The organism is Streptomyces sp. NPDC006624 (genome assembly GCF_040611555.1).
In the GTDB taxonomy this organism is placed as follows: Bacteria; Actinomycetota; Actinomycetes; order Streptomycetales; family Streptomycetaceae; genus Streptomyces.
Genome location: NZ_JBEXOM010000026.1, coordinates 1 through 23,778, shown reverse-complemented (window position 1 = coordinate 23,778; position 23,778 = coordinate 1). Strand labels below are relative to the sequence as shown.

Annotated in this window: 20 protein-coding genes; 7 read left to right on the top strand and 13 right to left on the bottom strand. The window is 75.9% G+C overall.

Features of this window, described 5'->3' with window-relative positions; translation table 11 throughout:
* The first annotated feature begins 338 nt into the window (after positions 1-338).
* On the top strand, positions 339-1,130 hold the full coding sequence (locus tag ABZY20_RS32840) for a hypothetical protein (protein ID WP_356446447.1): 792 nt from the start codon (positions 339-341) through the stop codon (positions 1,128-1,130).
* A gap of 22 nt (positions 1,131-1,152) precedes the next feature.
* Here ABZY20_RS32840 and ABZY20_RS32835 read toward each other — a convergent pair whose 3' ends face one another.
* From ABZY20_RS32835 to ABZY20_RS32820, 4 genes are all read right to left on the bottom strand, one after another.
* On the bottom strand, positions 1,153-1,938 hold the full coding sequence (locus tag ABZY20_RS32835; RefSeq protein ID WP_356446445.1) for a GAF and ANTAR domain-containing protein: 786 nt from the start codon (positions 1,936-1,938) through the stop codon (positions 1,153-1,155).
* A gap of 240 nt (positions 1,939-2,178) precedes the next feature.
* Entirely contained in the window at positions 2,179-3,078 is a 900-nt protein-coding gene (locus ABZY20_RS32830; RefSeq protein ID WP_356446443.1) for a TIGR03943 family protein, read from the bottom strand.
* Entirely contained in the window at positions 3,075-4,079 is a 1,005-nt protein-coding gene (locus ABZY20_RS32825) for a permease (RefSeq protein WP_356446441.1), read from the bottom strand. Before ABZY20_RS32825 ends, ABZY20_RS32830 begins: the two co-directional genes overlap by 4 nt.
* Before the next feature lie 70 nt (positions 4,080-4,149).
* Positions 4,150-5,493, bottom strand: a complete 1,344-nt coding sequence (locus ABZY20_RS32820) for a tetratricopeptide repeat protein (RefSeq protein ID WP_356446439.1) — start codon at positions 5,491-5,493, stop codon at positions 4,150-4,152.
* A gap of 128 nt (positions 5,494-5,621) precedes the next feature.
* Between ABZY20_RS32820 and ABZY20_RS32815 the strand changes: the two genes are divergently transcribed.
* Positions 5,622-5,774 (top strand): hypothetical protein, encoded by a 153-nt coding sequence (locus tag ABZY20_RS32815; protein ID WP_356446438.1) that lies wholly within the window; start codon positions 5,622-5,624, stop codon positions 5,772-5,774.
* A gap of 21 nt (positions 5,775-5,795) precedes the next feature.
* Here the strand turns inward: ABZY20_RS32815 and ABZY20_RS32810 are convergent, their stop codons facing one another.
* From ABZY20_RS32810 to ABZY20_RS32790, 5 genes are all read right to left on the bottom strand, one after another.
* Complete coding sequence (locus ABZY20_RS32810) at positions 5,796-7,205, bottom strand: extracellular solute-binding protein (protein ID WP_356446436.1); 1,410 nt, start codon at positions 7,203-7,205, stop codon at positions 5,796-5,798.
* Positions 7,202-9,727: a VWA domain-containing protein gene (locus ABZY20_RS32805; protein WP_356446434.1), complete on the bottom strand. Its 2,526-nt coding sequence runs from the start codon at positions 9,725-9,727 to the stop codon at positions 7,202-7,204. The genes ABZY20_RS32810 and ABZY20_RS32805 overlap by 4 nt, the downstream gene beginning before the upstream one ends.
* Before the next feature lie 4 nt (positions 9,728-9,731).
* Positions 9,732-10,067, bottom strand: coding sequence for a hypothetical protein (locus tag ABZY20_RS32800; protein ID WP_356446432.1), 336 nt, complete (start codon positions 10,065-10,067; stop codon positions 9,732-9,734).
* 125 nt (positions 10,068-10,192) lie between these two features.
* Positions 10,193-11,254: a hypothetical protein gene (locus tag ABZY20_RS32795; protein WP_356446430.1), complete on the bottom strand. Its 1,062-nt coding sequence runs from the start codon at positions 11,252-11,254 to the stop codon at positions 10,193-10,195.
* Between the two features lie 65 nt (positions 11,255-11,319).
* Positions 11,320-12,471, bottom strand: coding sequence for a PP2C family protein-serine/threonine phosphatase (locus ABZY20_RS32790; RefSeq protein ID WP_356446548.1), 1,152 nt, complete (start codon positions 12,469-12,471; stop codon positions 11,320-11,322).
* Between the two features lie 191 nt (positions 12,472-12,662).
* Between ABZY20_RS32790 and ABZY20_RS32785 the strand changes: the two genes are divergently transcribed.
* Together ABZY20_RS32785 and ABZY20_RS32780 are read left to right on the top strand one after the other, a co-directional pair.
* Positions 12,663-13,103 carry a hypothetical protein gene (locus ABZY20_RS32785; protein ID WP_356446429.1) on the top strand — a complete coding sequence of 147 codons (441 nt, stop codon included), beginning with the start codon at positions 12,663-12,665 and terminating at the stop codon, positions 13,101-13,103.
* A 955-nt stretch (positions 13,104-14,058) separates the two neighbouring features.
* On the top strand, positions 14,059-15,027 hold the full coding sequence (locus tag ABZY20_RS32780; protein WP_356446427.1) for a hypothetical protein: 969 nt from the start codon (positions 14,059-14,061) through the stop codon (positions 15,025-15,027).
* On the opposite strand, the gene ABZY20_RS32775 is transcribed toward ABZY20_RS32780, so the two are convergent.
* Positions 14,924-16,270 carry a PLP-dependent aminotransferase family protein gene (locus ABZY20_RS32775; protein ID WP_356446425.1) on the bottom strand — a complete coding sequence of 449 codons (1,347 nt, stop codon included), beginning with the start codon at positions 16,268-16,270 and terminating at the stop codon, positions 14,924-14,926. The two genes, ABZY20_RS32780 and ABZY20_RS32775, sit on opposite strands and share 104 nt — an antisense overlap.
* A gap of 103 nt (positions 16,271-16,373) precedes the next feature.
* Here ABZY20_RS32775 and ABZY20_RS32770 point away from each other — a divergent pair, with 103 nt between their 5' ends.
* Both ABZY20_RS32770 and ABZY20_RS32765 read left to right on the top strand, forming a co-directional pair.
* A complete protein-coding gene (locus ABZY20_RS32770) occupies positions 16,374-17,183 on the top strand; it encodes an alpha/beta hydrolase (protein WP_356446423.1) in 810 nt (269 codons plus the stop codon).
* Between the two features lie 43 nt (positions 17,184-17,226).
* The gene (locus tag ABZY20_RS32765; protein ID WP_356446421.1) at positions 17,227-18,225 is read left to right on the top strand and encodes an endonuclease/exonuclease/phosphatase family protein; all 999 of its coding nucleotides are present in this window, start codon (positions 17,227-17,229) and stop codon (positions 18,223-18,225) included.
* Positions 18,226-18,336: 111 nt separating this feature from the next.
* Here ABZY20_RS32765 and snpA read toward each other — a convergent pair whose 3' ends face one another.
* Positions 18,337-19,008, bottom strand: coding sequence for a snapalysin (gene snpA / locus ABZY20_RS32760; RefSeq protein ID WP_356446419.1), 672 nt, complete (start codon positions 19,006-19,008; stop codon positions 18,337-18,339).
* 173 nt (positions 19,009-19,181) lie between these two features.
* On the opposite strand from snpA, the gene ABZY20_RS32755 reads away from it, so the two are divergent.
* Entirely contained in the window at positions 19,182-20,138 is a 957-nt protein-coding gene (locus tag ABZY20_RS32755) for a LysR family transcriptional regulator (RefSeq protein ID WP_356446418.1), read from the top strand.
* A 39-nt stretch (positions 20,139-20,177) separates the two neighbouring features.
* Here ABZY20_RS32755 and ABZY20_RS32750 read toward each other — a convergent pair whose 3' ends face one another.
* Together ABZY20_RS32750 and ABZY20_RS32745 are read right to left on the bottom strand one after the other, a co-directional pair.
* Positions 20,178-22,271, bottom strand: coding sequence for a PhoX family protein (locus ABZY20_RS32750; RefSeq protein ID WP_356446416.1), 2,094 nt, complete (start codon positions 22,269-22,271; stop codon positions 20,178-20,180).
* 258 nt (positions 22,272-22,529) lie between these two features.
* Entirely contained in the window at positions 22,530-23,018 is a 489-nt protein-coding gene (locus ABZY20_RS32745; RefSeq protein WP_356446415.1) for a hypothetical protein, read from the bottom strand.
* Positions 23,019-23,778 lie beyond the last annotated feature (760 nt).

Sequence of the window (23,778 nt, the reverse complement as noted above, 5' to 3'; positions counted from 1 at the left end):
GCGAAGGCCGCCCGCCCCGCACGGGCACGGGAGCCGTGGAGGCCGCCCGTCCCGCACCGGCACGGAAGCCGTGGAGGCCGCCCGTCCCGCACCGGCACGGAAGCCGTGAAGGCCGCCCGCCCCACACCGGCACGGAAGCCGTGGAGGTCGCCCGTTCCGCTCGCGCGCGTCCTACGGCAGGCCGGCCCCGCTCCCGGGGACGACGCTCCCGCGCGCCGTCCCCGCTCACCCGGACGGCCCTTCTCGCTGGTGGCGGGGCCGCCCCGGTGGTGCCGTATGAGCACCGAACCGATCTTGGACAGCCGTTCCCACCGGCCCGCCCACCAGGAGGCACCCCGATGACCCACCCCCCGGCCGCCCGTGCCCTCCTCGTCTCCGTGCTGTCGGTGACCGGTCTGCTGGCCACGGCCGGCTGTTCCCTCGACGACGAGCCGCGGCCGCGCTGGTTCTCCGCCTCCGCCTCCGCGACCGCCTCAGCCGCCTCGCCCGCCGCCGAGCAGCCCTCCGGTTCCGGGTCCGCCCTCACCGAGGCGCAGGCCCGGGCGGCGCTGCTCACCGAGGCCGACCTGGGAGAGCCGTGGCGCCCGACGCGGGGGGCGCGGACCTGGCGGGACGGCCTGCTCAAGGCGACGACCGAGGACCCCGAGTGCCAGCGGCTGCTCGACGTCCTCTACACGGAGGAGCTCTTCGGCGCACCCGAGGGCCCGCACGCCACGATCGGGCTCGACGCCGTCGGGACCGACGCCCAGCTGCGCCAGCAGGTCGCCGCCCACCCCCCGGCGGACGTCGACCGCAGGCTCGACTGGCTGAAGTCGCTGCCGGAAAGGTGCGGCCGGTTCACCGCCGCGACGCCACGCGGCGGCATCCAGGAGGTGGAGGTGGGCGAGATGCCGCTGCCGCCCGTCGGCGACGCCCGGCAGGCGCTGCGGGTCACGCTGGCCGGTGAGACGGAGGACGGGGAGCTGACGTACCTGACCATGGACATCGCCGGGGTGCGGGTCGCGGAGGAGGCGATCACCGTCACCCACGCCGGTCTGGACGAGCCGTACGCCGAGGTCACGCAGCAGGCCGTCGGCATGGGGGCCGAGCGCCTGGCGGAGATCAGGAACCAGGGCAGGAAGCAGGTCTGAAGCGCCCGCGCGGCCCGGCGGGTCAGTCCTGGTCGAAGCGTCTGCGGTGCGCGATCACGTCGCGTGCCACGTCCATGGCGGTGCGGCCGCGCGCGAAGGCGTCGCCCCGCAGCCGTGCGAGCGCGTCCTCGGAACCGATGCCGAGCTGCGCCATGATCATGCCGACGGCCTGGAAGATCTCGTCGTGGTCCGCCGCGAGCCCGCTCAGCCAGGGCTCCCCGTCCCGCGTCCCCGGTTCGTCGCCGCGGGGCAGGGCCATCAGGGCCATCGTCATGACCCGGGCCACCAGCCGGGCCACGTCCAGCTGGCCCTCGGTGAGCCCGCCCGGGGTGTCGCGGTACAGGTCGAGCGTGCCGACGCACACCGAGTCGTTGCCGAGCGGCACCGCGTACACCGCCCGGATCCCGGCCGCCGTCGCCTGCTGAGCGAAGACGGGCCAGCGCACCGCGTCCCGGCCCGCCGTCAGGTCGCTGGCGAGCACGGGCGCCCCGGCCTCCAGCGCCTGCTGGCAGGGGCCGTCGCCCAGCGTCGCCTGGAGGTGCGCCAGCCGCGCGGCCTCCGCGCTGCTCGCGCTGAGCTGCACGGGCATGCCCTCGCTGCGCAGGGACACGCTCGCGCCGGTCACCGGCAGCAGTGCGACCGCCACCTCGCACAGGCGTCCCGGCACCTCGTCGGGCTCGGCGCCGCGCACGCCCTCGGCGATCACATCGGCGGCCCGGGCGCGGGACCGCTCCGGCTCACCGCCCCCGGCGCGGCCGGGGCCGGGGTCGTCACCGAAAGCCCCGCCGGGATCGTCCCTGGGCCGCACGGCAACCGCCTCCTTCGAACACAGCGGCCCGCAGCGTCGACGGAACCCCGGACCGGGCCACCACCCGCCCGGCATCACGCCGGACACCTGCCGGCAGCACACGTGGGAACAACGCCCGGCGCTCGCATCGCGCCACGGGCTCACCCGGAACGTGGCCCGACTACCCGGTGCCGGTGCGGCAAAACCCCCGCACGGGCGTCGCCGCCGGGACCGTCGCCGGGGCCGTCGCCGGGGCCGGTGTCAGCGCGTCTCGTACGGGCTGTCCGGCTGCGCCACGCGCCGCACGGAGGACGCGTCGAGGACCGGCGGCCAGGCGGCGTCCGAGCCCGGCTCGCCCGTGGGGCGCCAGGTGCCGGTGACCGTCACCCACGTGTCGACGGCCGGGGCGTCGGCGCCGCGCACCTCGGCCTTGGCGGTCGTGGCGTCGGCGGCGCAGCAGGAGACCAGGAGGCGGGTGACGTACCAGGCGCCGTCGCCGTCCCGGGTGACGAAGCCGGTGAGCCGGACGGTACGGCCCCGCAGGGAGCGGCTGCTGTCGTAGACGGCCCGGGAGCCGAACTCCCCGAGGGTGAGGTCGACGGGGTCCCCGGCAGGCAGGGCCGGGAAGCTGCCGACGCCCTGCGCCGCCCGCCGGGCCGCCTCGCGCTCGGCACTGTAGGAGCCGAGCGCGGGCGGCGGGAAGAGCAGCAGAGCCAGGGCGGGAAGCGCGAGCAGCCAGGCGACACGGGGTCCGCCGGGGCCGTGACCGTGCCCGCCGTGCCCGCCGTGCCCGTCGGGTGCACCGGGCTCACCGGGCTCACCGGGCCCACCGGGCCCACCGGGCCCACCGTCGCCGGGCGGCTCGGACCGGTCGGACGGGTCGGACCGGTCGGACGGGTCGGACAGGTCGGACGGGTCGGACCGGTCGGACGGGTCGGACCGGTCGGACGGGTCGGACCGGTCCTGCGGCCGACGGCCGTCCGCCCCGCGGGCCAGCACCCCCGCGGCCGCCGCCAGGGCCAGCAGCCCGGCGCCCGACACCACCAGGTACGGCCGCAGGCCCTGCTGCACGTACCGCAGGTACAGCTCGCTGAACAGCGACACCCTCAGCACCGCCGCCCCCACCAGGGCGAGCAGCACCGCCGGTCCGTAGCGCCTCACAGCAGCCACCACCCGACCAGCACGCTGCTGCCCACCGCGACCACCCAGGTCGCCGCCGAGAACCGCCACGCGAAGGACCGCCCGAAGGTGCCCGCCTGCAGGGCGATCAGCTTCAGGTCGACCATCGGCCCGACCACCATGAAGGCCAGCCGCGCGGTCGGCGGGAAGCCGCTCAGCGACGCCGCCACGAACGCGTCGGCCTCGCTGCACACGCACAGCACGACCGCCAGCAGCGCCAGCAGCAGCACCGACAGCCAGACCGACCCGGTGAACACCTCCAGCAGGGACCGCGGCACGACGACGGCGAACGTGGCGGCGGCCGCGGCCCCGACCACCAGGAACCCGCCGGCGTGCAGGAAGTCATGCTGCAGCCCGGCGACGAAGGCACGCGGACCACGCGGGGCGCCGGACGCGGCGGGCCGGGGGAGCCGCAGCCACTCCTCCCGCCCGAACCGCGCCCACAGCCAGCCCATCACCACGGCCGTGCCGAGGGAGGCGGCCAGCCGGCCGAGGACCATCTCCGGCTGCCCGGGGAACGCGATCGAGGTCGCCACCAGCACCACGGGGTTGATCGCGGGCGCCGACAGCAGGAACGCCAGCGCGGCGGCCGGGACCACGCCCCGCCGGATCAGGCTCCCGGCCACCGGCACGGACGCGCACTCGCAGCCCGGCAGCACCACGCCGGCCGCCCCCGCGACCGGCACGGCGAGCGCCGTGCGCCGGGGCAGCAGCCGCCGGAACACCCGCTCCGGCACGAACGCCCCGATCGCCGCGGACACCACCGTGCCCAGCAGCAGGAACGGCACGCCCTGCACGGCGATCGCGGTGAACACCGTCCACCAGGCGGCGACCGGCGGGGTGTACAGGTCGAGCGCGACAGCCGGTCCCAGCACCGACACCACCGTCGCGACGACGATCAGCGCGGCGCCGCCCAGGACGGCGTACACGAGGGCCCGCAGGCCCACCCGTATGCCGTCGGCCACCGTCCGTTGGTTCTCCACGCGCCCCGCCCCGGTCGTTCACATCCCGGCAGGAGGCTAACCCGTGCGGCTGTGCGAGGGCCGTGCTTCCTCACAGGGGCGGCTGTGCGGGCGCCGGTCCCAGGGTCGTCGTCCCGGGGGCCGTACGGTGCCCGAGGCCCGTGCGGTAGGCGTCCAGGGCGGCCTCCACCCGTCCGGTCCGCCGCAGCAGGTCGCCCAGCAGGCGGCACAGGTCGGCCAGGTCGCCGGCCGCGCCCGCCCGCTCCAGCAGGCTCAGGGCGCGGACGTAGTGCTCCTCGGCCTCCTCGGTGCGGCGGGCGTCCTCGGCGATGATGCCGAGCAGCCGGTGCGCGGCGGCGGAGTGGACGGCGCCGCGCTCGGAGGACAGGTGCCCGAGCACGTCGCGCAGCAGGGCCGCCGCCTCGCCGGACCTGCCGCGCCGGTGCAGCACGTCGGCCAGTTCCACGGTGACCTGGCTGGTGTAGAGGGCGGCGCGCTTGGCCGACAGCATGCCCAGGGCCTGGCGCAGCTCGGCCTCGGCCTGCTCGAGACGGCCGTCCTGGGCGTAGACGTAGCCGCGCATCCAGTGGCAGTTGGCCAGTTCGGTGCGGATCTGCAGGCCCCGGTACAGCTCGGCGGCCTTGGCCAGCGAGGCGTCGGCCTCGGCGAGGCGGCCCTCGGCGACCAGGGTGCGGGCGACGGACCGGTGCATCCGGGCGACCAGGGCCGGGTCGCCGGACTGCGGGGCGAGCGCCAGGGCGAGTTCGGCGGCCTGCGCGGCGCGGGCGTGGGCGCCCATGTCCATGTACGGGCCGATGGCGCTGGCGTAGAGCAGCAGGAGGGCGTCGGGGTCGTGCAGGCCGCCGCGGTTCAGTTCGTCGAGGGTGGACTCCAGCAGGTAGACGGCGTAGCGCAGTTCACCGGCGAGGTAGTGCGCGACGGCGCGGCCGCGCAGCGCGGGGACGCGGGCGGTCAGGGGCGCCTCGCCGAGGCAGGCCTCGGCCCGCTCGAAGTACCGCCGGCCGGTGACCAGCTCGCCCGTCTCCAGGGCGCACTCGCCGAGCCCCAGCAGCGCCGCGGACTGCTCCGCGGCCAGCCCGTGCGCCTCGGCCTCGGCGAGCAGCCCGGCGTACTGCTCCGCGGCCGCCTCGCTCTCACCGACCGCGAGGGTCCGCTGCGCCTCGGTCAGCCGCAGCCGCACCTCGGTGACCAGGCGCGCCGAGTGCCCGGTCGCCAGCTCCTCGAAGGCGACGCCGAGCCGCTCCGCGAGATGCCGCAGGGCGTCGTCGGAGGGCCGCACCCGGCCCGACTCCAGGGTGGAGATGTACGCCGGGGTGTACACGGGTTCGGCCAGCTGCCGCTGGGTCAGCCCGCGTTCGGCCCGCAGCCGCTGCACCCGGCGGCCGATGGTCCCCGGATCATCACGCTCCCCCACGCCAACTCCCCCTGGCCCTCTTGCCGTTCGGCAGGATCAGCCCCTAGGTTAAACGGAGTGTTAAGCAGATGTGCCGTGGTCGCTTAACACGCCGCCGTCACCGTCACCGCCCCTGTTGCGAGGTCGCCGTGCTGGAACGCACACGCACCGCCGAGCGGTACGCCCGAGGTCTCACCGCCGCCCTCGTCGCCGTGGCGACCCTGCTGCTGGCGGCGAACGCGGGACCGGCGCGGGCGGAGAGCGCGCAGCAGCCCCCGCACACCGTCGCCGGGACGCGCTGACCGCGCCCCGGCTCGCTCCGCTCAGTCGGGCAGCAGTCTGCGCAGCGCCTCGTCGAGGCGCCGCGCCACTTCCCCGTCGCCCGGCCTGCTCCCGCCCGCTCCCCGGGGCGGTCCGTACAGGGCGTCGAGTTCGCTGGTGAGGGTGTGGGTCACCGCGCCGTACAGCGGGGTGCGGGGACGGTGCACGGCCGCGCGCAGGGCCGGCAGCAGGATGCCGCGGGAGTAGCTGGTGCCGTCGGCCAGGCGGTCGGGGGCCATGCGGGCGGTGCTCTCACCGCCGGGCGACGCCGAAGGGCCCTCTGCGTACGCGGGTGCGTTCTCGCACCTGGGGGCGGTGCCTTCCTCCTGGTAGGCGGAGACGCGGGTGGCGGCGAAACCGGCGCGCAGCAGGCAGCGTTCGCTGTCCCGGCCGGTCAGGAACGCGATCAGCTCGGCCGCCTTCGCGGCCCGCTGCCCGGACGTGGACGAGGTGACGGCCAGGTTCTGCCCGCCCAGCACCGCCTTGCCGGGCAGCCGGGCCACCCCCAGGTCGTCCCCGAAGGTCTCGTGCAGGGTCGGGTAGACGTACGGCCAGTGCCGCAGGAAGGTGGTGCGGCCCTCCGCGAAGGCGCTGAGCGACTCGGCCTCGCGGGACTCGGCGGCCCCCTCCAGCAGGTACGGCGACGCGGTGCGCTCGCGCAGTTCGCTCACGCCCGCCGTCAGCTCCTCCCGGGTCGCGACGTACGCGCCGTCGCCGTCGGTCAGCCGGAAGCCCGGCACGGCCGAGGCGAAGGCCTCGACGGCGTTGACGGTCCGGCCCTCGTAGGCGGCGAGCTGGGTGGTCCAGAGCGCCTCGCGGTCGGGGATCCCGGCCCGGTCGAGGGCGCCGAGCAGCTCCCGCAGCCCGTCCCAGGTGACGTCCGTGCCGAGGTCGGTCCGGGAGGCGCCCGCCTTCACCAGGTGGTCCTTGCGGTAGTACAGCAGGCCGGTGTCGCTGTTGAAGGGGACCGCGTACCGCTTGCCCCGCCACTTCGAGGTGCTGTCCACGGACGGGACGATGTCCCCGGGGTCCTCGACCGCCGCGTCGCCCAGGGGGCTGATCAGGCCCGACGCGGCGAACTCCGGGATCCACGTCACGTCCAGGTTCACCACGTCGTACCGGGCGCTGCCGGACTGGAGGGCGCCGAGCAGCTGGCTGCGCTGCTGGTCGGCGGAGCCGGGCAGCTCCACCAGGCGGGCGCGGTAGCCGTGTTCGCCCTCCTTGGCGTTCCAGGCGTCGATGAGCTGCTGCCGGATGCCGTTCTTGCCGGTGACGTCCTGGCCGCTGGCCACCACGATCCGCGAGGAGGCGTCGGCGCCGGCCGGCTGCTGCCGCACCTCACCGCCGGTGCAGGCCGTGGACGTCAGCAGCGCCAGCAGCGCCAGCGCGGCGGCCGCCGGGCGTCGGGTCATCGGTCCTCCCCCGTTCCGGTGCGGGCGACCTCGTCGCGCAGGGCGGGCACGAGGTCGTCCCCGGCGTCCAGGCAGCGGCCGCGCCCCGCCTCCGCGACGAGAGTGCCGGGGCGGTCCCGGTCGCAGGCGCCGCTGTTCAGCGTCACCATCGCCACGGGCACGCCCGAGGTCCTGGCCCGCTCGACCACCTCGTCGCGGGCGGCGCCGGCGAGGCGGTTGTCGTCCTCGCCGTCGGTGAGGTACACGATCAGCTGCGGCCGCTCGTCGTCGGCGGCGCGCTCCCGCATGAAGTCCAGGGCGTCCAGCAGGGCGGCGGACGGATCGGCCTCCGCGTCCCGCACCCGGGCGGCGTCCAGGGCGCGTTCGGCCTCGCGGCGGGCGTGCGTGCCGAAGTCCAGCAGGCCGGTGTGGGTGCGGCCGCCGAGACCGTGCACCGCCCACACCCCGTACTCGTCCTCCCCGCCGAGCCCGGGCAGGGTCTGCTTGAGGATGCCGGGGCCGCCGCTGGGCCCGTCCCACAGCCCGGCCATCGAGCCGGAGCTGTCGAGGAGGAACAGGACCCGGCCGGGCCCGTGCGCGTTGCCGTAGCGCTCCAGCGCCGTTTCCATCTCCGACGGGTCGGCGGCGTCCGCCGGCGGGACGTCGTCGAGCAGCCCCCGGGGGGCCGCCTCCGCGTCGAGCAGGCGCCGCTCGCCGCCCGCGGACCTGAAGCCCTGCTCGCCGAGCACACCGCGGCCCTCGTCGCCGGTCAGCCACGAGCGGAAGCGCTCCACCTCCTCGTCCCGGGCGCCGGCGTCCCGGTCGCCGTCCTCCCAGCGCACCCGCACGAACGTCGGCTCCAGACCGGGGACGTCCTCGGGGTAGACCGCGGTGCGCGGGGCGCGCGTGGCCGGGTGGCAGCCGACGCCGCTGCGCAGCAGGAACTCCGGCACCAGGGCGGCGCTGCGGTCGTCCACGGCGTCGGTGTCGGGCAGGGAGCACAGCAGCCCGACGGCGGAGGGCTCGGGCCGGCCGGGGCGCGCGATGAGCCGCTCCGCGGCGGCCGCGTCGGCGCCGTCGCCGTACAGGCCCACCGTCGCGAGCAGCGCCGCGTCGGCGGACTCCGGGTCGGGACGGCGCACCTCCGCCTCACCGGGTGCCTTCACCAGGCCGGTGACCAGCTGCGACAGGGTCCGCCCGGTGCGTTCGACGACGCCGTCCAGGCCCTCCGGGACGGCCAGCACGACCGGCGAGTACGCGAACGGCCCGGTGTCCGGCTCCAGCCGGGCGAAGGCCCGGTCCTCCTCGGCCGCGGTGACCCGCCGGACGTCGGCGCGGCTGCCGGGGATCCACACGTCCGGCTGCGGGCCGACGTCCCGCTGCGGGTTGTCGTCCTCGCGCGGCTGCTGCCAGGCGTCGGTCCGCTTGCCCAGCGCCGTCACCACGCCGGAGGCGCCGGCGCTGTAGACGGTGACGCCGCCGTGCCGGCAGCCGTCGCCGGTGGTGTTGGCGTCCGAGCCGAGGTAGGCGTCCGCGGCCGCCCGCATCGCCGGCTCCAGGTCGGGGTCGGTGAGGACCCGCAGTTCCAGGGGCGGCCGGCAGGGGGCGGGGTCGTCGATCAGGACCATCAGCCCGTAGCCGGCGGCGCCGGTGGCGAGAAGCACCAGCACGGCCGCCGGGCCGGTACGGCCGAGCCGTCCGAGGGCCTTGCGGGCGGCGCCGAGCGCACGCCGGAGCCGGGCGGACCAGCGGGACGGACCCGGGCCGTCCACCGGCACGGGCGGGTCCACCGGCCCCGCCGCCAGCAGGACGTCGTCCGAGTCCCAGGGCGGGGCCAGCGCCTGCGGCCGTTGCGGGTCGTTGTCCTCCGCCTTGTACTTCGCCTCGGCCATCCGCTTCTTCACCGCGCCGTACAGCCCGGACAGCCACACCTCGCCGCCCGCGCCGAGGACGTGGGCGACCTCGCGGGTGAACGGCGTCGGGGCGTCGGCGTCACCGCCGAGGATGCAGCGGTTGGGCTGCACGCTCATCAGCAGCAGGATCTTGTGCTTCTTGCGCTTCGGGTCGTCGAAGCGGTGCCAGATCCCGGCGGCGTTGCCCGCGTAGCAGCAGTCGAGCATCACCACCACCTGCTCGGCGCGGCTCTCGGCGAGTTCGCCCAGCACCTGGCTGAAGCTCACCGAGCCGGGCAGGCCGTGGCCGGTGAGGACCCGCGCGGTGCGCATCTGCAGGTGCAGCTCGTTGCCGGAGGTCGAGGTGACGGCGTGCCCCGCGAAGTACAGCAGCAGCAGTCCCCTGGCCTCACGGCAGGCGCGGCGCAGCGCCCCGGTGAAGTCGTCCGGGGTCGGCGAGGCCAGGACCCGCACCTCGCCCGCCCCGAACACGGCACCCCGGTGCAGCGCGTCCTCGAGCCCGGTCCGGTTGTGCCGCACGGCGGGCAGCTGGCCCGTCACACCCTGGGGATCCGGCGCCGTGTGGTCGTACTCGGACACACCGACCACCAGCGCGCGGTTCACACGGCCGCGCGGGTCGAAGCGGCTCACCGGCCTACTCCTCGTCGGAGTCCAGCGGGCCGATCTGTGGATCGGGATCGCCGCGCTCCAGCCTGCGGCGGTTGTTCGACCAGGTCTTCACCGCGCGTGCGGTGTACTCGGTCAGTGCCACGACGGTGACGACGTCACCGAGCACCTTCAGCACCAGCTCCAGGTCGGGCCCCAGCCGCCCCTTGGTGCCGTCCGTGCTGGTCCGCGCCTCGATGCTGAGCTCGTTCTGCGCGCGCAGTTCGGCGAGCGGCTGTTCCCGCTCCAGCCACGTCTTGAGCGCTCTGACATCGTCCACCGTCGCGCCGGCGCCCAGCCGCACGCGCACGCCTAAGACAGCCACTTGGTCCCCCTCTGTCGTGAATGACATCATGACACCCGGTCAGGTCCCGGCGGCAGACCCGTGACGTGACCGGCACCGGCGAATACACGCCCCCTTCACGCCGTGCCCACACGGCGCACGCGTGCTCAGCCCTGCGTCTGCAACTGCCGCAGCTGGCGCTGCACATGGTCGAGCGCCCCTTCGCGCCGCCCCGGCACATGCCCCCGCAACGCGGCCAGCGCGGCGCCCAGTTCGCGGGCCCGGGAGGGGTCGCGGACCTGGCTCCACTGGTGGTGGGCGCGGTCCACCGCGGCCTCGACGGCGGGGGAGTCCGGTGCCTGCCCGGCGCCCAGGCGGGCGGTGGCCACCGTCAGCCAGGTGTGGCAGCTGCGCGCCGCGTCCCCGGCGAACATCGCCAGGTCGGCCCGTACCTCGGCCCAGTGCAGGGCCTCCTCGGAGGCGGGCCCGTGCGCGGCGACGGCGGCCTGCTCGTGCCGGGCGGCGAGCGCCTCGGCGTCGGCGTGCCGGCCGGACTGGACGGCGGCGGCGAGGGCGGCGTGCGGGTCCCCGGCCGACGGCGCCGGCGTGCTCAGCACGAGGTCCCTGCCCGCGCTCTCGGGCGCGATCCGGGCCAGCGCCTGCTGGTGCAACTGGTCGGCGGGCGGCCGGAACCCGCTGCGCAGGATGGTCGCGACGGCCTTCATGTACGCGGGTACCGCGATGGTGCGGCGGGACGGCGGAGGCGCGATGCGGCCGTGGACGGCGTTGCCGCGCCCGGCGTCCAGCGGGGTGCCGCGCAGCAGTTCCCAGGTCTCGGCGTCGGCGTGCAGGTCGAGCAGGAGGGTGGTGGCCCCGGCCGGTCTGAGCCGCAGCTCCTCCCGGAACCAGTGCCAGGGGAACGCCGTGTAGCGGGCGGTGGAGGGGGTGGTGCGGGCCAGCGCCAGGTGCGGCAGCCGTTGCCTGCGGTCCAGTTGGAGCTGCCCGGTGACGTACACGGTGAGCGGGCCGGGGGCGGCCGCGGCGGCGCGCAGCCGGGTGAGGACGGCCTGCGGCTCCAGCGGGTCGGCGAGTTCGACGACGTTCGCGGTGTCCGTGCCGGCCAGCACGGCGGGCGGTACGGCCGCCAGGACGGGGAGCACGGAGGCGGCGTCCACGAGGCGCCCCCTGCCCACCGGCGAGGCCGCCAGCAGCAGCACGGTCCCGGGCATCGTCCCTCCCCCTGTGGCGATCACGTACGGCAGCACCGTAACCGCTGCGGCTGCAAAGGGAGGCCTCAGGACCGCAAACGTCCGCCTTCGGGTGCTTCGCCCGCCGGGCCGGGGGCGGCCCGGCGCCGGACGGCGAACACCGTGGTGTCGTCGCCGAGATGCCCGCCGGAGTGCCGCAGGGTGCCGTCCCGTACGAACGCGGCGAGGCGGGCCGGTTCGGCCGTGCCCGGGTCGGCGGCGACGGCCCGGGCCACCTCCTCGGCGAGCCGGTAGAACGCCCCGCGGCCGTCCCGCGCCTCGGTCACCCCGTCGCTCACCATCAGCAGCGTCTCGTCGGCGGCGACCCGCAGCCGCCGGACGCCGGGCGGGGCGGGCGCGAGGGCGCGGAGGCCGAGCGGCAGCCCGCCGTCGACCGGCAGGGTGCGGACCCCGCCCGGCCCGACCGCGAGCGGCGGCTCGTGCCCGAACACCAGGACGTCCACCGCCTCGAGCTCGTCGTCGGGGAAACCGAGCAGGACGGCCGTGGCGAACCGGTCGTCGTCCGGGCTGCCCAGGGCGACCGTGTGCCGGCGGTGCCGCAGCATCCGCGTCTCCAGCCGCTCGGCCACCGTCGCGAGACCGGGCTCGTGGTACCCGGCCTCCCGGAAGGTGCCCAGCAGCGCGGCCGCCGCCGCCACCGCGCCCAGGCCCTTGCCCTGCACGTCCCCGACCAGGACGCGGGTGCCGTGCGGGCCGGGCTGGATGTCGTAGAAGTCGCCGCCGACGCGGGCGAGGGCGTCGGCGGGGAGGTAGACGCCGGCGTGGTCGAGGCCGCCCCAGCCCGGCGGCAGGGGGCGCAGCACGGTGCGGCGGACGGTGTCGGTGACGTCGCTCATGTGGAGCATGCGGCGCTCGTCGCGCACCCGGACCGCGCAGGCCAGGGTGGCGAGGACGCCGCCGATGGCGACCAGCACGAAGTCGGCGAGCCCGGACTGGTACTCGTGCGGCCAGGAACTGTCCAGGATGAAGTAGCTGACGAGCGACAGGCCCGCGAACGCGGCCGTGACCCCCACCCCGCACAGCGCCGCGGCGATACCGGGCACCAGCACCACCCAGGAGAGCATCCGGAACTCCCCGGTGGTGTGGTAGTCGGCCACCGCGATGGTGACGAGCAGCAGCAGCGGCGGCACCCAGGACACACTGCGGCCCGCCAGCCGCAGCGACTCCTGCCGCCGCACGACGTCCCGGCCGCCGTACCCGTCGTACCGGCCGGGCGGCCCGGGACCAGCGCGGTGGCGTCTCACGGCCCCAGCGAAGCACGGGCCCGCACGGGCCGCATCCGGTTCGGTCCGCGCCGCCGCCGACTTGCCCGCGGCCGTCCCCCGGTGTGCCCTGGAGACCAGGGGCAGGGACAGAGAGGAGAGCTCTCATGGCTCACGCGGCACCCGCCTCACGCAAGATGATCACGCAGCGCCGGCGGCCCGACGTCTTCAGCGCGCGCACCCACGCGGTCATGAAGGTCGCCCTACCCGTCGGCCTCGGGCTGATCTACGGCTACTGGGCCGCGGCCAACCAGCGCTACGGCGGTCCCATCACCGGCTGGAACGTGCTGTTCGGCCTCGTGACGGCCCTGGTGTTCGCCGTGCTGTTCGCCGCCGTCTGGCAACTGGGCCCCCGCCTGGGCCGCGAACTGCACGCGGCGGCCTGGTTCGCCTTCACGGGCTGCGCGATCGGGTTCCTCTTCAGCCAGACCGGCGCGTCCGTGTACAGCTCCGCCGGCCTGGGGCTGGTGGTGGGGGCGGGCGTGCTGCTGATGACGTTCTACCGCTACTACACCCACGAGGACGCGAAGGGCCGCCCCGCGGGCTGACGCGCGGAGCGCCGGGGCGGACCCGGTCCGGGACCCGCACGGCACCTGCGGGTGCCCGGCAGGCCGCCCGCCCTACTGCGCCCCACCGCCCGGGCAGTCGGGCGCCCGACGAGCGCCCGACGAGCGCCCAACTGCCGCGCCCAACGCGGCCAAGCCGCGCACCACCGAACCGCCCCGGCCGGGGCGGTTCCCTGCTGTCACCCGCCCCGCCACGGCTCCACGCACGACCCGGAGCCCACCCGCCGCACCGCGCCCCTTGGCCCGCCACGCCCGATCCCCGCCGCACACCCCACCGCCGAACCGCCCCGGCCGCGCCCTCTGCTGCGGCCCGCCCCACCCACGGCTCCACGCGCGCACCGGAGCCCTCCCCCGCCGCGCCGCGCCCTCCTGGCCCGCGCCGCGCGATCCACCGCCGCGCACCCCACCACCGAACCGCCCCGGCCGCGCCCCCTACTGCCCTACGGCCACACCGACTCCATGCCGCGAAACGGCCCGGCCATCACGCCCGCCCCACCGAGCCCCCCACGGAACCCCGCCCCGGGCACCGCCGCCTACCCCACCGCCGAACCGCCCCGGCCGCCCCCCTGCTGCGGCCGCCCCACCCACGGCTCCACACACGACCCGGAGCCCACCCGCCGCACCGCGCCCCCTTGACCCGCCACGCCCGATCCACCGCCACACGCCCTACCGCCGAAACCGCCCCGGCCGCCCCCCTGCTGCGCCCGCCCCACCCACAGCCCGCCCCACCCACGGCCCTGAGCCCACCCCGCCACCGCACGCCTCCGCCACGGCACGCCTCCCCCCACACCCGTTCGGCCGAGTCCTCCGGCGAAGGGCGCGGCGTCCGGCTCCGGGGCGTTCCCGCAGGTGAGGGGTCGCACGCCTGCGGCGGCGGGGCGGGTCTCAGGCCCTCGTCGCGCTCGCGCGCCGGTGCCGGGGGGCCTTGGCTGGAAGGGTGCCCGAGCGCGAACCGGCGCCGGTCTTCCGGAAGGCGCCCTCACGAGCGCGGAACGCCCTGTCGGCCGTTCTGCTGGTTCTCGCGTGCCTGCTCCTGCCGCTCGGGGTGCTGGCGTCCTGGGCGGTGCACGGTCCGGCCGACACCGGGCGCTACGTCCGCACGATGGCACCGCTCGCCTCCGACCCGGATGTGCGCGACGCGGTCGCGGACGCCCTCGGGGACGGGGTCCTGCGCGAGGCCGGACCGGAGCTCGGGACGGGCGCGCTGCACGGTGCCACCGGGGACTTCGTCCAGGACGCGGCCCGCTCCTTCACCCGGACCGAGGCGTTCCGCACGGCCTGGGACGCGGCGAACGGGGCCGCCCACGCCGCCGTGCTGCGCGCCCTGCGCGAAGACGGCCCCCGCGCGGTACCGGCCACCGTCGACCTCGCTCCCGTCATCGACCGCGTCAAACGCCGACTCGCCCACGACCACGTGCCGTTCGCCCACCGCATCCCGGTCACGCACACCCGCGTCCAGGTGCTCCCGGCCGAGGACGTGGACCGACTGCGCAAGGGGTACCTCGTGCTGGACACCGCCGCCTTCTGGCTGCCGCTCGCCGCGGCCGTCCTCGCCGCCGCCGGGATCGCCGTCGCGGCCTGCCGCCGCCGTGCGGTCACCGCCCTCGGCCTCGGCACGGCCCTGGGCGGCGGGCTGCTCGTCCTGGCCGTGGCCGCCGGACGCCACCTCACCCTCGCCGGCCTGCCCGACCCCCTCCACCGCCCGGCCGCCGGGGCGGTCTACGACGCCCTGACGGCGACCCTGCGCACGGTGTCCTGGCTGCTGCTCGCGCTCGGTCTGGCGGTGGCGCTCGGCGCGTGGCTCACCGGCCGCTGCGGTCCCCGGCTCGCCGCTCGGCGACGTGCGCGAGGGTCCGCAGGGCCCGTCGCAGATCCGGCTCCGGAGCCGACGCGAGTCCCAGCCTGACCGCGTCCGGCGTGTGCCCGGGCGCCACGGCGAAGGCGGGGCCGGGCGTGACGGCGATGCCGTGCGCCGCCGCGGCCGCCGTGAAGGTGTCCGCGCGCCACGGGGCGGGCAGCTCCCACCAGGCGAAGTAGGCGCGCGGATCGGACCGTACGGCGAAGCCGGCGAGCTCCTCGCCCAGGATCCGCTGCCGGCGGGCCGCGTCGGCCCGCTTGTCCGCCACCAGCCGTGCCACGGTGCCCTCAGCGGCCCACCGCACGGCCGCCTCCAGCGCGAACCGCCCGGCGTTCCACCCGCCCGAGCGCACGGCAGCGGCCACCGCCGCCGTCCGGTGCGGCGGCACGACGAGGAAGCCCACGGTCAGCCCCGGTGCGACCCGCTTGGACAGCCCGTCCACGACATGCGTCTGGGCCGGGGCGTGCGCGGCGAGCGGGTCGCCGGGCGGGTGCAGGAACGACCAGACGCGGTCCTCCACCACCGGCAGGTCCGTCTCGCGCACCAGGTGCGCCAGGTGCAGCAGGCGCGGCCCGCTCGTCGTCAGGGACGTCGGGTTGTGCAGCGTCGGCTGTAAGTAGAGGGCGGACAGGGGCGCCGTCCGGTGCGCGGCGGCGACGGCCTCGGGCAGCAGCCCCGCCGCGTCCCCGGCGAGCGGCACCAGCGTGATGCCCAGCCGGGCCGCGATCTCCTTGACCAGCGGATACGTCAGCTGCTCCACCCCGACCCGGCCGCCGGGCCGGACCAGGGAGGCCAGGACGGCGGCGATGGCCTGCCGGGCGTTGCCGGTGAACAGCAGCCGGTCCGGGCCGGGCCGCCAGCCCGGCGTGGACAGGAGGCCGGCCGCGGCCTCCCGGGCCTCGGGGGTGCCGGCGGCGGCCGCCGGCCGCAGCGCCTCGGCCAGCACGTCCGGGCGCAGCAGGGGCCCGAGCACGGGGGCGAGGAGCTCCGGCTGCCCGGGCGCGCTGGGGTAGTTGAGCTCCAGGTTGACGGGCGCGTCGGCCGGGCCCGCCTCGGCGAGCGCCCGGCCCGGCTGCCCCGCCGGAGCGGCCCGTACGAAGGTGCCGCGCCCGACCTCGCCGACGACCAGCCCGCGCCGTACCAGCTCGCTGTAGACCCGGCCCGCCGTGGACGGGGCGATGCCCCGCCGCCGCGCGAACGCCCGTTGCGGCGGCAGGCGCTGGCCGGGCTTGAGGCGTCCGGTGGCGATGTCGTCGGCGATCCGGTCGGCGATACGCCGGTAGTCACCCATCGATGCGGCCTCTCCTTGGTCTGCCGTGTCCGCGTCCCCCGGGGATTGCACCGAGAGCAAAGATCTTATTGCTCCACGTAGTTGGGCGGCCTAGGGTCGACCCATGGCACCCTTCCTCGCATACGAGGACAAAGGCGCCGATACCTCTCGGCTCCCTCTCGTCCTCGTGCACGGCCACCCCTTCGACCGCACCATGTGGGCCCCGCAACTGGCGACGTTCGCGGCGACCCGCCGCGTCGTCGCCCCCGACCTGCGCGGCTACGGCTCCTCCCCGACGACCCCGGCCGTCACGGACTTCTCCGGCTTCGCCCGGGACGTCGAGGCCCTGCTGGACGAGCTGAAGGTGGACTCCTTCGTCCTGGCCGGCCTGTCCATGGGCGGCCAGATCGCCCTGGACTGCTACCGGCTGTTCCCCGGGCGCGTCCGGGGCCTGGTCCTCGCCGACACCTTCCCGGCGGCCGAGACCCCGGAGGGCGTGCGCGCCCGCGACGCCATGGCCGACCGCCTCCTCGCGGAGGGCCTGCGCGGCTACGCCGACGAGGTCCTGGAACGGATGGTCGCCCCGTACGCCTCCGCCGAGGTGAAGGCCCACGTCCACCGCATGATGACGGCGACCTCCCCGCAGGGCGCCGCGGCGGCCCTGCGCGCCCGCGCCCGGCGCCCGGACTACCGGGCCCTGCTGGCGCAGGTCCGCGTCCCGGCGCTGGTCGTCGTGGGCGCCGACGACACCTACACGCCCGTCTCCGACGCCCGGGCGATGCACGAGGCCCTGCCCGACTCCACGCTCCACGTCGTCGAGGGCGCGGCCCACCTGCCGAACCTGGAGCGCCCCGGGGACTTCGACCGGGCCCTGGCCACGTTCCTGACCCGGGTCGACGGACGGCAACCTCCTGTCACACCGCCTCGTCCTTGAGGGAGGATCCAGGCATCCCACCCGTGAACGGAAAGGCCGGGACGTGGACACCGCCGCTGCCGAACGGACCGTCGCCGACGACGCTCCCGCTCCCCGCCCGGGACGGCGCGCCGCCGCCCGGTGCGCCGCCCTGCTGTACGCCGCGGTCAGCGCGGTCGCCGGCTTCCGGATCGCCGACAGCGACGGCGTCACCCCGGTTCCGCAGATCCTGGCGTTCCTGCCCTGGCTGCTCGCGCCCACGGCCCTGGCCCTGCTCCTCACGCTCCGGTCCCGCTGGTGGCCGGGGGCCGTGTGGGGCGTCGTCCTGCTCGGCCTGCTGGCCTGGTACATCGAGCCGTACGGCAAGACCGGCGACCCCCCGGGCCGCCCGGTGGCCGACCTGCGCGTCCTGACCTCCAACGTGGAGTTCGGCCGGGCGACCGGCCCTCTGGTCGCCGCCGTCCGCCGTGAGGAACCGGACGTGGTCTTCGTGCAGGAGTGCGACCCCGCGTGCGACGCGCGGCTGCGGCGGGACCTCGCCGGCGCGCTTCCGCACCGCCGGGCCGTCGAGGGCGGCGGATCCGAGGGCTCAGTCCTCCTCAGCCGCTTCCCGCTGCGCCCCACGGCGGGCGTCGCCGGCACGATGGGCATGCCCGGGGCGGTCGCCGACGTCGGCGGGCACCCGGTGCGCCTGCAACTCGCCCACCCCATGCCCCCGCTGCCCGGCCAGGTGGACCTCTGGAAACGCGAGCTGGGCGCCGTGCGCGACGCGGCCCGCGCCGACCGCGGCACGCCCCTCGTCCTGGCCGGGGACTTCAACGCCTCCCAGGACCACGCCGCCTTCCGCCGCATCCTCGACACGGGCCTGCACGACGCCTCCCGCGTGGACGGCGCCGACCGTACGGCGACCTGGCCGGCCCTGACCGCCCGGGTGTTCGGCGCGCAGATCGACCACGTCCTGGTGTCGAAGGACTTCGCCGCGCACCGCACCCGCGTCCTGGACCTGGCCGACACCGACCACCGGGCGGTGGTCACGGACCTGACGCTGCACGAGGGCCGGTGAGCCGGGCGGACCCGCCGCACACCGGTGCGGCCGCCCTGCGAGGGGCGGCCGCACCAGTGTGGGGGATCCATGGGGGACCGGAGGGAGGGTGGGCGAATCAGCAGGATCGGCCTACCGGCGCCCGGACTTCTCCAGGGCCTTGTCCATCGCCGCCGCGAAGCCGCCCGCCCACAGCCGCTCGACGCGGGCCCGCTCGTTGGCGTCCGGGGTGGCGTTGGTGCAGGACGGGCCGGGCCCGCCGCCGGACATCAGCTCGCTGCACGGACCCGTGTAGTGGTCGGGCAGGCCGAGGACGTGACCTGTCTCGTGGGCGGTGACCCGCGTGGAGTCGTACTGCTGGTTCTGCGCGTAGTCGAGGAAGATGTAGCCGTTGCCGCGCCCGTCGGTCGAGGCGTACGAGCCGCGGGAGTCGTTGCCCTCCCGGTAGCTGAAGTCGGCCGAGGAGCCGGAGCCCGACTGGAGCTTCACGTTCGACACCGAGCTGTTCCATATCTGGGTGCTGCGCGCTATCTGGGTGCTGAACGAGGGGGCGCGGGAGGCGTCGTAGACGACGGTGACGGCGGCGGTGGACTTCGGGTTCGCGGCGCGCTTCTCGGCGACGGACTTCAGGACGGCCCGGAAGAAGGCCTCGCTCGCGCCGGAGTCGGCCTGCTGGGAGGAGGGGGCGGTGAACCCGGCGTGCGGGACCGCGGCCGGGGACGCCGCGGCGGGAACCGCCGTACCGAGACCGGCCGTCGTCAGACCGAGACCGAGAACCGCCAGGGTGGACAGGGGCTTTCGCATCGAGGACTCCTTGGTGGGGGGTGAGTCGTCACCGGTGAGTCTCGATGCCCGTGCGGCGCCTGTGATGATGGCAACCGGGGATAGGACAAGGCTATCGTCGGCCTGATTCATGACCTTCGGCGGCGTTTTGTGTGGCTGGTTAAAGCCGCGCTCCCGCCTTAGCCTCACGGAGCATGGAGCTCGAGGTGAGGCACCTCCGCGCGCTGTGCGCCATAGCCGACACCGGCAGTCTGCACCGCGCCGCCCGGCAACTGGGCGTCGCCCAGCCCTCGTTGAGCACGCAGCTGCGCCGCATCGAGCAGGAGCTCGGCGGCCCGCTGTTCCTGCGCACCCGCACCGGCTGCCGCCCCACCCCGCTGGGCCGCCTGGTCCTGCACCGCGCCCGTCCGCTGCTGGCCGACATGCACGTGCTGGTGGTCGAGGCCCGGGCGGCGGCCGGCGGCACCGGACTGCGCATCGGCTCCACGGCGAGCAAGGCCCTGGCGGGCTGGCTGCGCCGGCTGCGCGCCGACGGCCGGGAGCCCACCCTCCACATGAACGTCTCCGCCAACGCCCTGCTCGGCATGGTCGTCGACGGCCAGCTCGACGTCGCCTTCGTGCACGAGGTCGAGGGCTGCCCGCTCCGCATCCCCGCGGACCTCCGGCTGCGGGTCCTGGTCGCACGCGAGCCGCAGTTCGTGTCCCTGCCCGCCGACCATCCGGCGGCCGGGGAACCCGAGGTGGACGTGCGCGACCTGGCCGGCGACCGCTGGATGATCGACCCCACGGTCGACGGCGAATGGGACGCCGTGCAGCGGATGTTCCACGCCGCCGGCGTCAGCCCCCAGGTGCTGCACGGCGACTACCACACCGCCGACGCCCTGGTCGCGACCGGCGAGGTGGTCACCGTCTGCCAGCCGACCCGCACCCCCCGCCCCGACATGGCGGTCCGCCGTCTGAAGGGTGACCCGCTCGGCGTCCGGCTGCTCGTCGCGGCGCGCACGGAGACCGAACTGGACGGCGTCTACCCGGCGCTGGAGGAGGCGTACCGGGAAGCGGCCCGCCAGGCACCGGCGTACCGGGAGTGGCTGGACCGGCAGCGGCCGGCCCCCGGCGGCCGCCACCGGCCGCCGAGCCCGGCCCTGCCCTGACCCGCCCGCGGGTCACGCCGGCGTTTCCCCCGGTACGGCTCAGACGCCGATGTCCCGCCCGTCGGCACGCCACACGGCCACGACCGCCGGCCGGACGTAGCTGCCCGGCCCGTCGGGCCAGGTGCTGGCCGGCTGCTCCACGGACGCCCCGTCGACCTCACCCGGGTGCTGCACCGCGACGAGCACACGCCGGTCCTGGATGATCGGGCCGCAGGTCTCGGCGCCCGTCGGCACGGTCAGGAACTGCTTCAGCTCACCGCGCCGCTCGCCCCGGGTCGCCACACCGAACAGGCCGTCGTGCGAGCCGAGCTGGGCGCCGTCGGTGGAGATCCACAGGTTGCCGTAAGGGTCGAAGGCGACGTTGTCCGGGCACGAGATGGGGCTGACGCCGTCCTTCGGGAACCCGGCGAAGTACGTCGCGGGGTCCTCCGGGTCACCGGCGACCAGGAACAGCGACCAGGCGAACCTCGTGCTCTCCGGCCGGTTCCAGCGCTCGGTGAGCTCCAGGACGTGCCCGTGCTTGTTGGCGTGGCGCGGGTTGGCCTCGTCCGCCTTGGGGTGGGAGCCGACGCCGCGGTTGGAGTTGTTGGTCAGGGCCACGTACACCTTGCCGGTGACCGGGTTGGGCTCGATGTCCTCGGGGCGGTCCATCTTCGTCGCGCCGACCTTGTCACCGGCGAGCCGCGTGAAGACGAACACCTCCTCGGCGCTCATCCCCTCGACGTGCGAGACGGCACCCTTCGCGGTGGCGGTGGCCAGCGGGATCCACTGACCGCTGCCGTCGAACTCCCCGTCGCCGGGCAGCTTGCCCGTGCCGTCGATCTCGATGGCCGGGGAGTCACCGGTCAGCTTGGCGACGTACAGCGTGCCCTCGTCGAGCAGCGAGAGGTTGTGCTCGCGCACGGACCGCGAGGTGCCGTGCCGCATCCGCTTGCTGCCGACGAACTTGTAGAAGTAGTCGAACCGCTCGTCGTCACCGGAGTACACGACGGGCCGCCCGTCGTGCGTCAGCCGCACGGTCGCCGCCTCGTGCTTGAAGCGCCCGAGCGCGGTGTGCTTGCGGGGCGTGGAGTCGGGGTCGTACGGGTCGAACTCGACGACGTACCCGAACCGGTGCACCTCGTTCGGCTCCTGCGCGACGTCGAAACGCCGGTCGAACCGCTCCCACTTGCGCTCGGTCGCCCCGGTCCCGATGCCGTACCGCTTGTCCGTCGCGCGGCTGCCGTTGGCGAAGTACTGGTTGAAGTTCTCCTCGCCGTGCAGGGTCGTGCCCCACGGGGTGACGCCGCCCGAGCAGTTGTTGAGGGTGCCGAGCACCTTGGTGCCGGTCGGGTCGGCGGAGGTCTTCACGAGGGCGGAGCCGGCGACGGGCCCGGTGAGCCGGAACCCGGTGGTGGCGGTGACCCGCCGGTTCAGCCGGTGCCGCGGCACGGCGGCGAGGCTGCCGGTCCTCCGGTCCTCCTCCACCACGACGGCGGACAGCCCGTGCGCGGCCCAGGCGATCTCGACCTGCTCGCGGGTCGGGGCGGCGGCGTCGTACCCGCGGAACATCAGTATCTCGTCGGTGTACTCGTGGTTCGCGACGAGCAGCTGCCGGCCCCGCTCACCGGGCAGCGGAAGCAGGGCCAGGAAGTCGCAGTTGTACCCGAACTGCCCGGCCTGCGCCTTGGCGCTCTGCCGCTCCGGGTCGAAGGCGGGGGCACCCCGCAGGATCGGCTCGCCCCACCGGATGACGACGTTCTGCCGGTACCCCTCCGGCACGGTCACGGCGTCGGCGGTGTTGGGGGCGACGGGGGTGAAGCGCAGCCCGCGGGCACCCTTCGCCTTGCCGCGCCCGGCCTCACGGGCGGCGTCGGCCGGAACCGCACCGGCCGGCACGGCACCGGCCTGCGGGGCCTGCGCCACACCCACGGCGCCCGCACCCGCGGCGGCCACGGTCACGACGGCCGCGGCCCGCATCATCGACCGGCGGCTGAGCGCACCGGCGATCACGTCGCCGACGTACTCGTTGGAGCTGGTGTTGGGCACCTCGTGGAAGCAGGCGTCCCCACACCGGAATCGACAGGTCATGGCGGACCGGCCACCAGGGTGCGAACCGGACGGCGTTCCGATCAACGGCAGCAGCTTGCGCACTTTGCTCTCTCCTTGGAAGCCCGGGGTGTCAGCGTGACCGTAGGGGCACATACGTGCGGGAGCCGGGCGCCCTGATGAACAACGAGTGAACCCCGGGCTGCCGTACGGAGGTTGCGCCGGTTCAGCACGCGGACACCTGCGCAGGCCGGATGTCCCCCTTGACAGACCGGATCTCGCATACCCGACCCTGCCGAAGATCACCCAGGAGGGCCGCTAACCTTACGTGTCCGTCCTGGCCAGGGATTGACGGGCTTCAACTCACGCGAAGGGTTGCGCGCACATGGGCATTCTCACTCGGTTGCGGAACGCGTTCGGACGGTCCCGCAAGTCACGAACCGCCGAGGCGGAGGGTGCGGCGCGGACGACGACGCCCGAGGCCCCGACGACGGCGGAGACGTCGGCGGAGTCATCGGCGGACGCGAAGACGCCGGCGGACGCGTCGGCGGAGTCATCGGCGAACGCGAGGACGTCGGCGGACTCGTCGGCGGACGCGAGGACGTCGGACGGGGCGACGTCGGCCGGCACGACCACCGGGACGGTTTCCGGCAGGGAGACGGCGGTCGGTGGGATGACGGCTGCGGGCGGATCGGCGTCCAGCAGCGCGGACGCCCCTGCCCAGCGGACGTCGACGGCCCCCGCGGCGGACCCGAAGGTCCCCTCCCCCTCCCCGGAGCCGAACCCCGCCCCGGTGGCCGGCGTCCCGGAACAGCGCGACGAGCACGACCTCGTGTCGGCGGCGTTCGACAACGTGACGGTTCCCCGCCCTGCGCGGTCGACGGAGACGACGGAGCCGGAAACGACGGAGCCGGTGGCTGCTGAGGCACCGGTGGTTGCGGAGGAGCCGGAGCCGGTGGCTGCGGAGCCGAAGCCGGTGGTTGCGGAGGAGCCGAAGCCGGTGGTTGCCGAGGAGCCTGAGCCAGCTGTTGCCGAGGAGCCTGAGCCTGCCGTGGCGGAGGAGCCGACGGCCGTCGAGGAGCCGGTGAAGGAGGAGCCTGCGGCGGCCGAGGAGCCGACCGCCGACGAGAAGGCGTCGCCGGAGGCGGCCGAGGAGCAGGCGGAGGCTGCAGAGCCGGAGGCAACGGAAGAGGCCGACGAGGCCGACGAGGCCGACGAGCCCAAGGTGAAGGCGGCGGAAGCCGAGCCCGAGCCGCAGCCCGAGCCCGCCGCGGAGCCGACAGCCGAAGCGGAACCGGAGCCGAAGGCCGGCGAGCCGGAGCCGGAGCCGGAGGTCAAGAAGGACACGACCCCCGAACCGACCCCCGAACCGGCCTCCGAACCCACCCCCGAGCCCGCAGCCGCCGACGACGCTCCGGCCCCACAGGGGCCACCCGCACCCGACGACGAGAGCAGCACGGGTGGTGCGGGTGGGAACGACCCGGCCGAAGGCGAAGCCGAGGCCGAGGCCGGCCCCCCCCCCCCCCCCCCCCCCCCCCCCCCCCCCCCCCCCCAACCCCCCCCCCCCCCCCCCCCCCCCCCCCCCAACCCCCCCCCCCCCCCCCCCCCACCC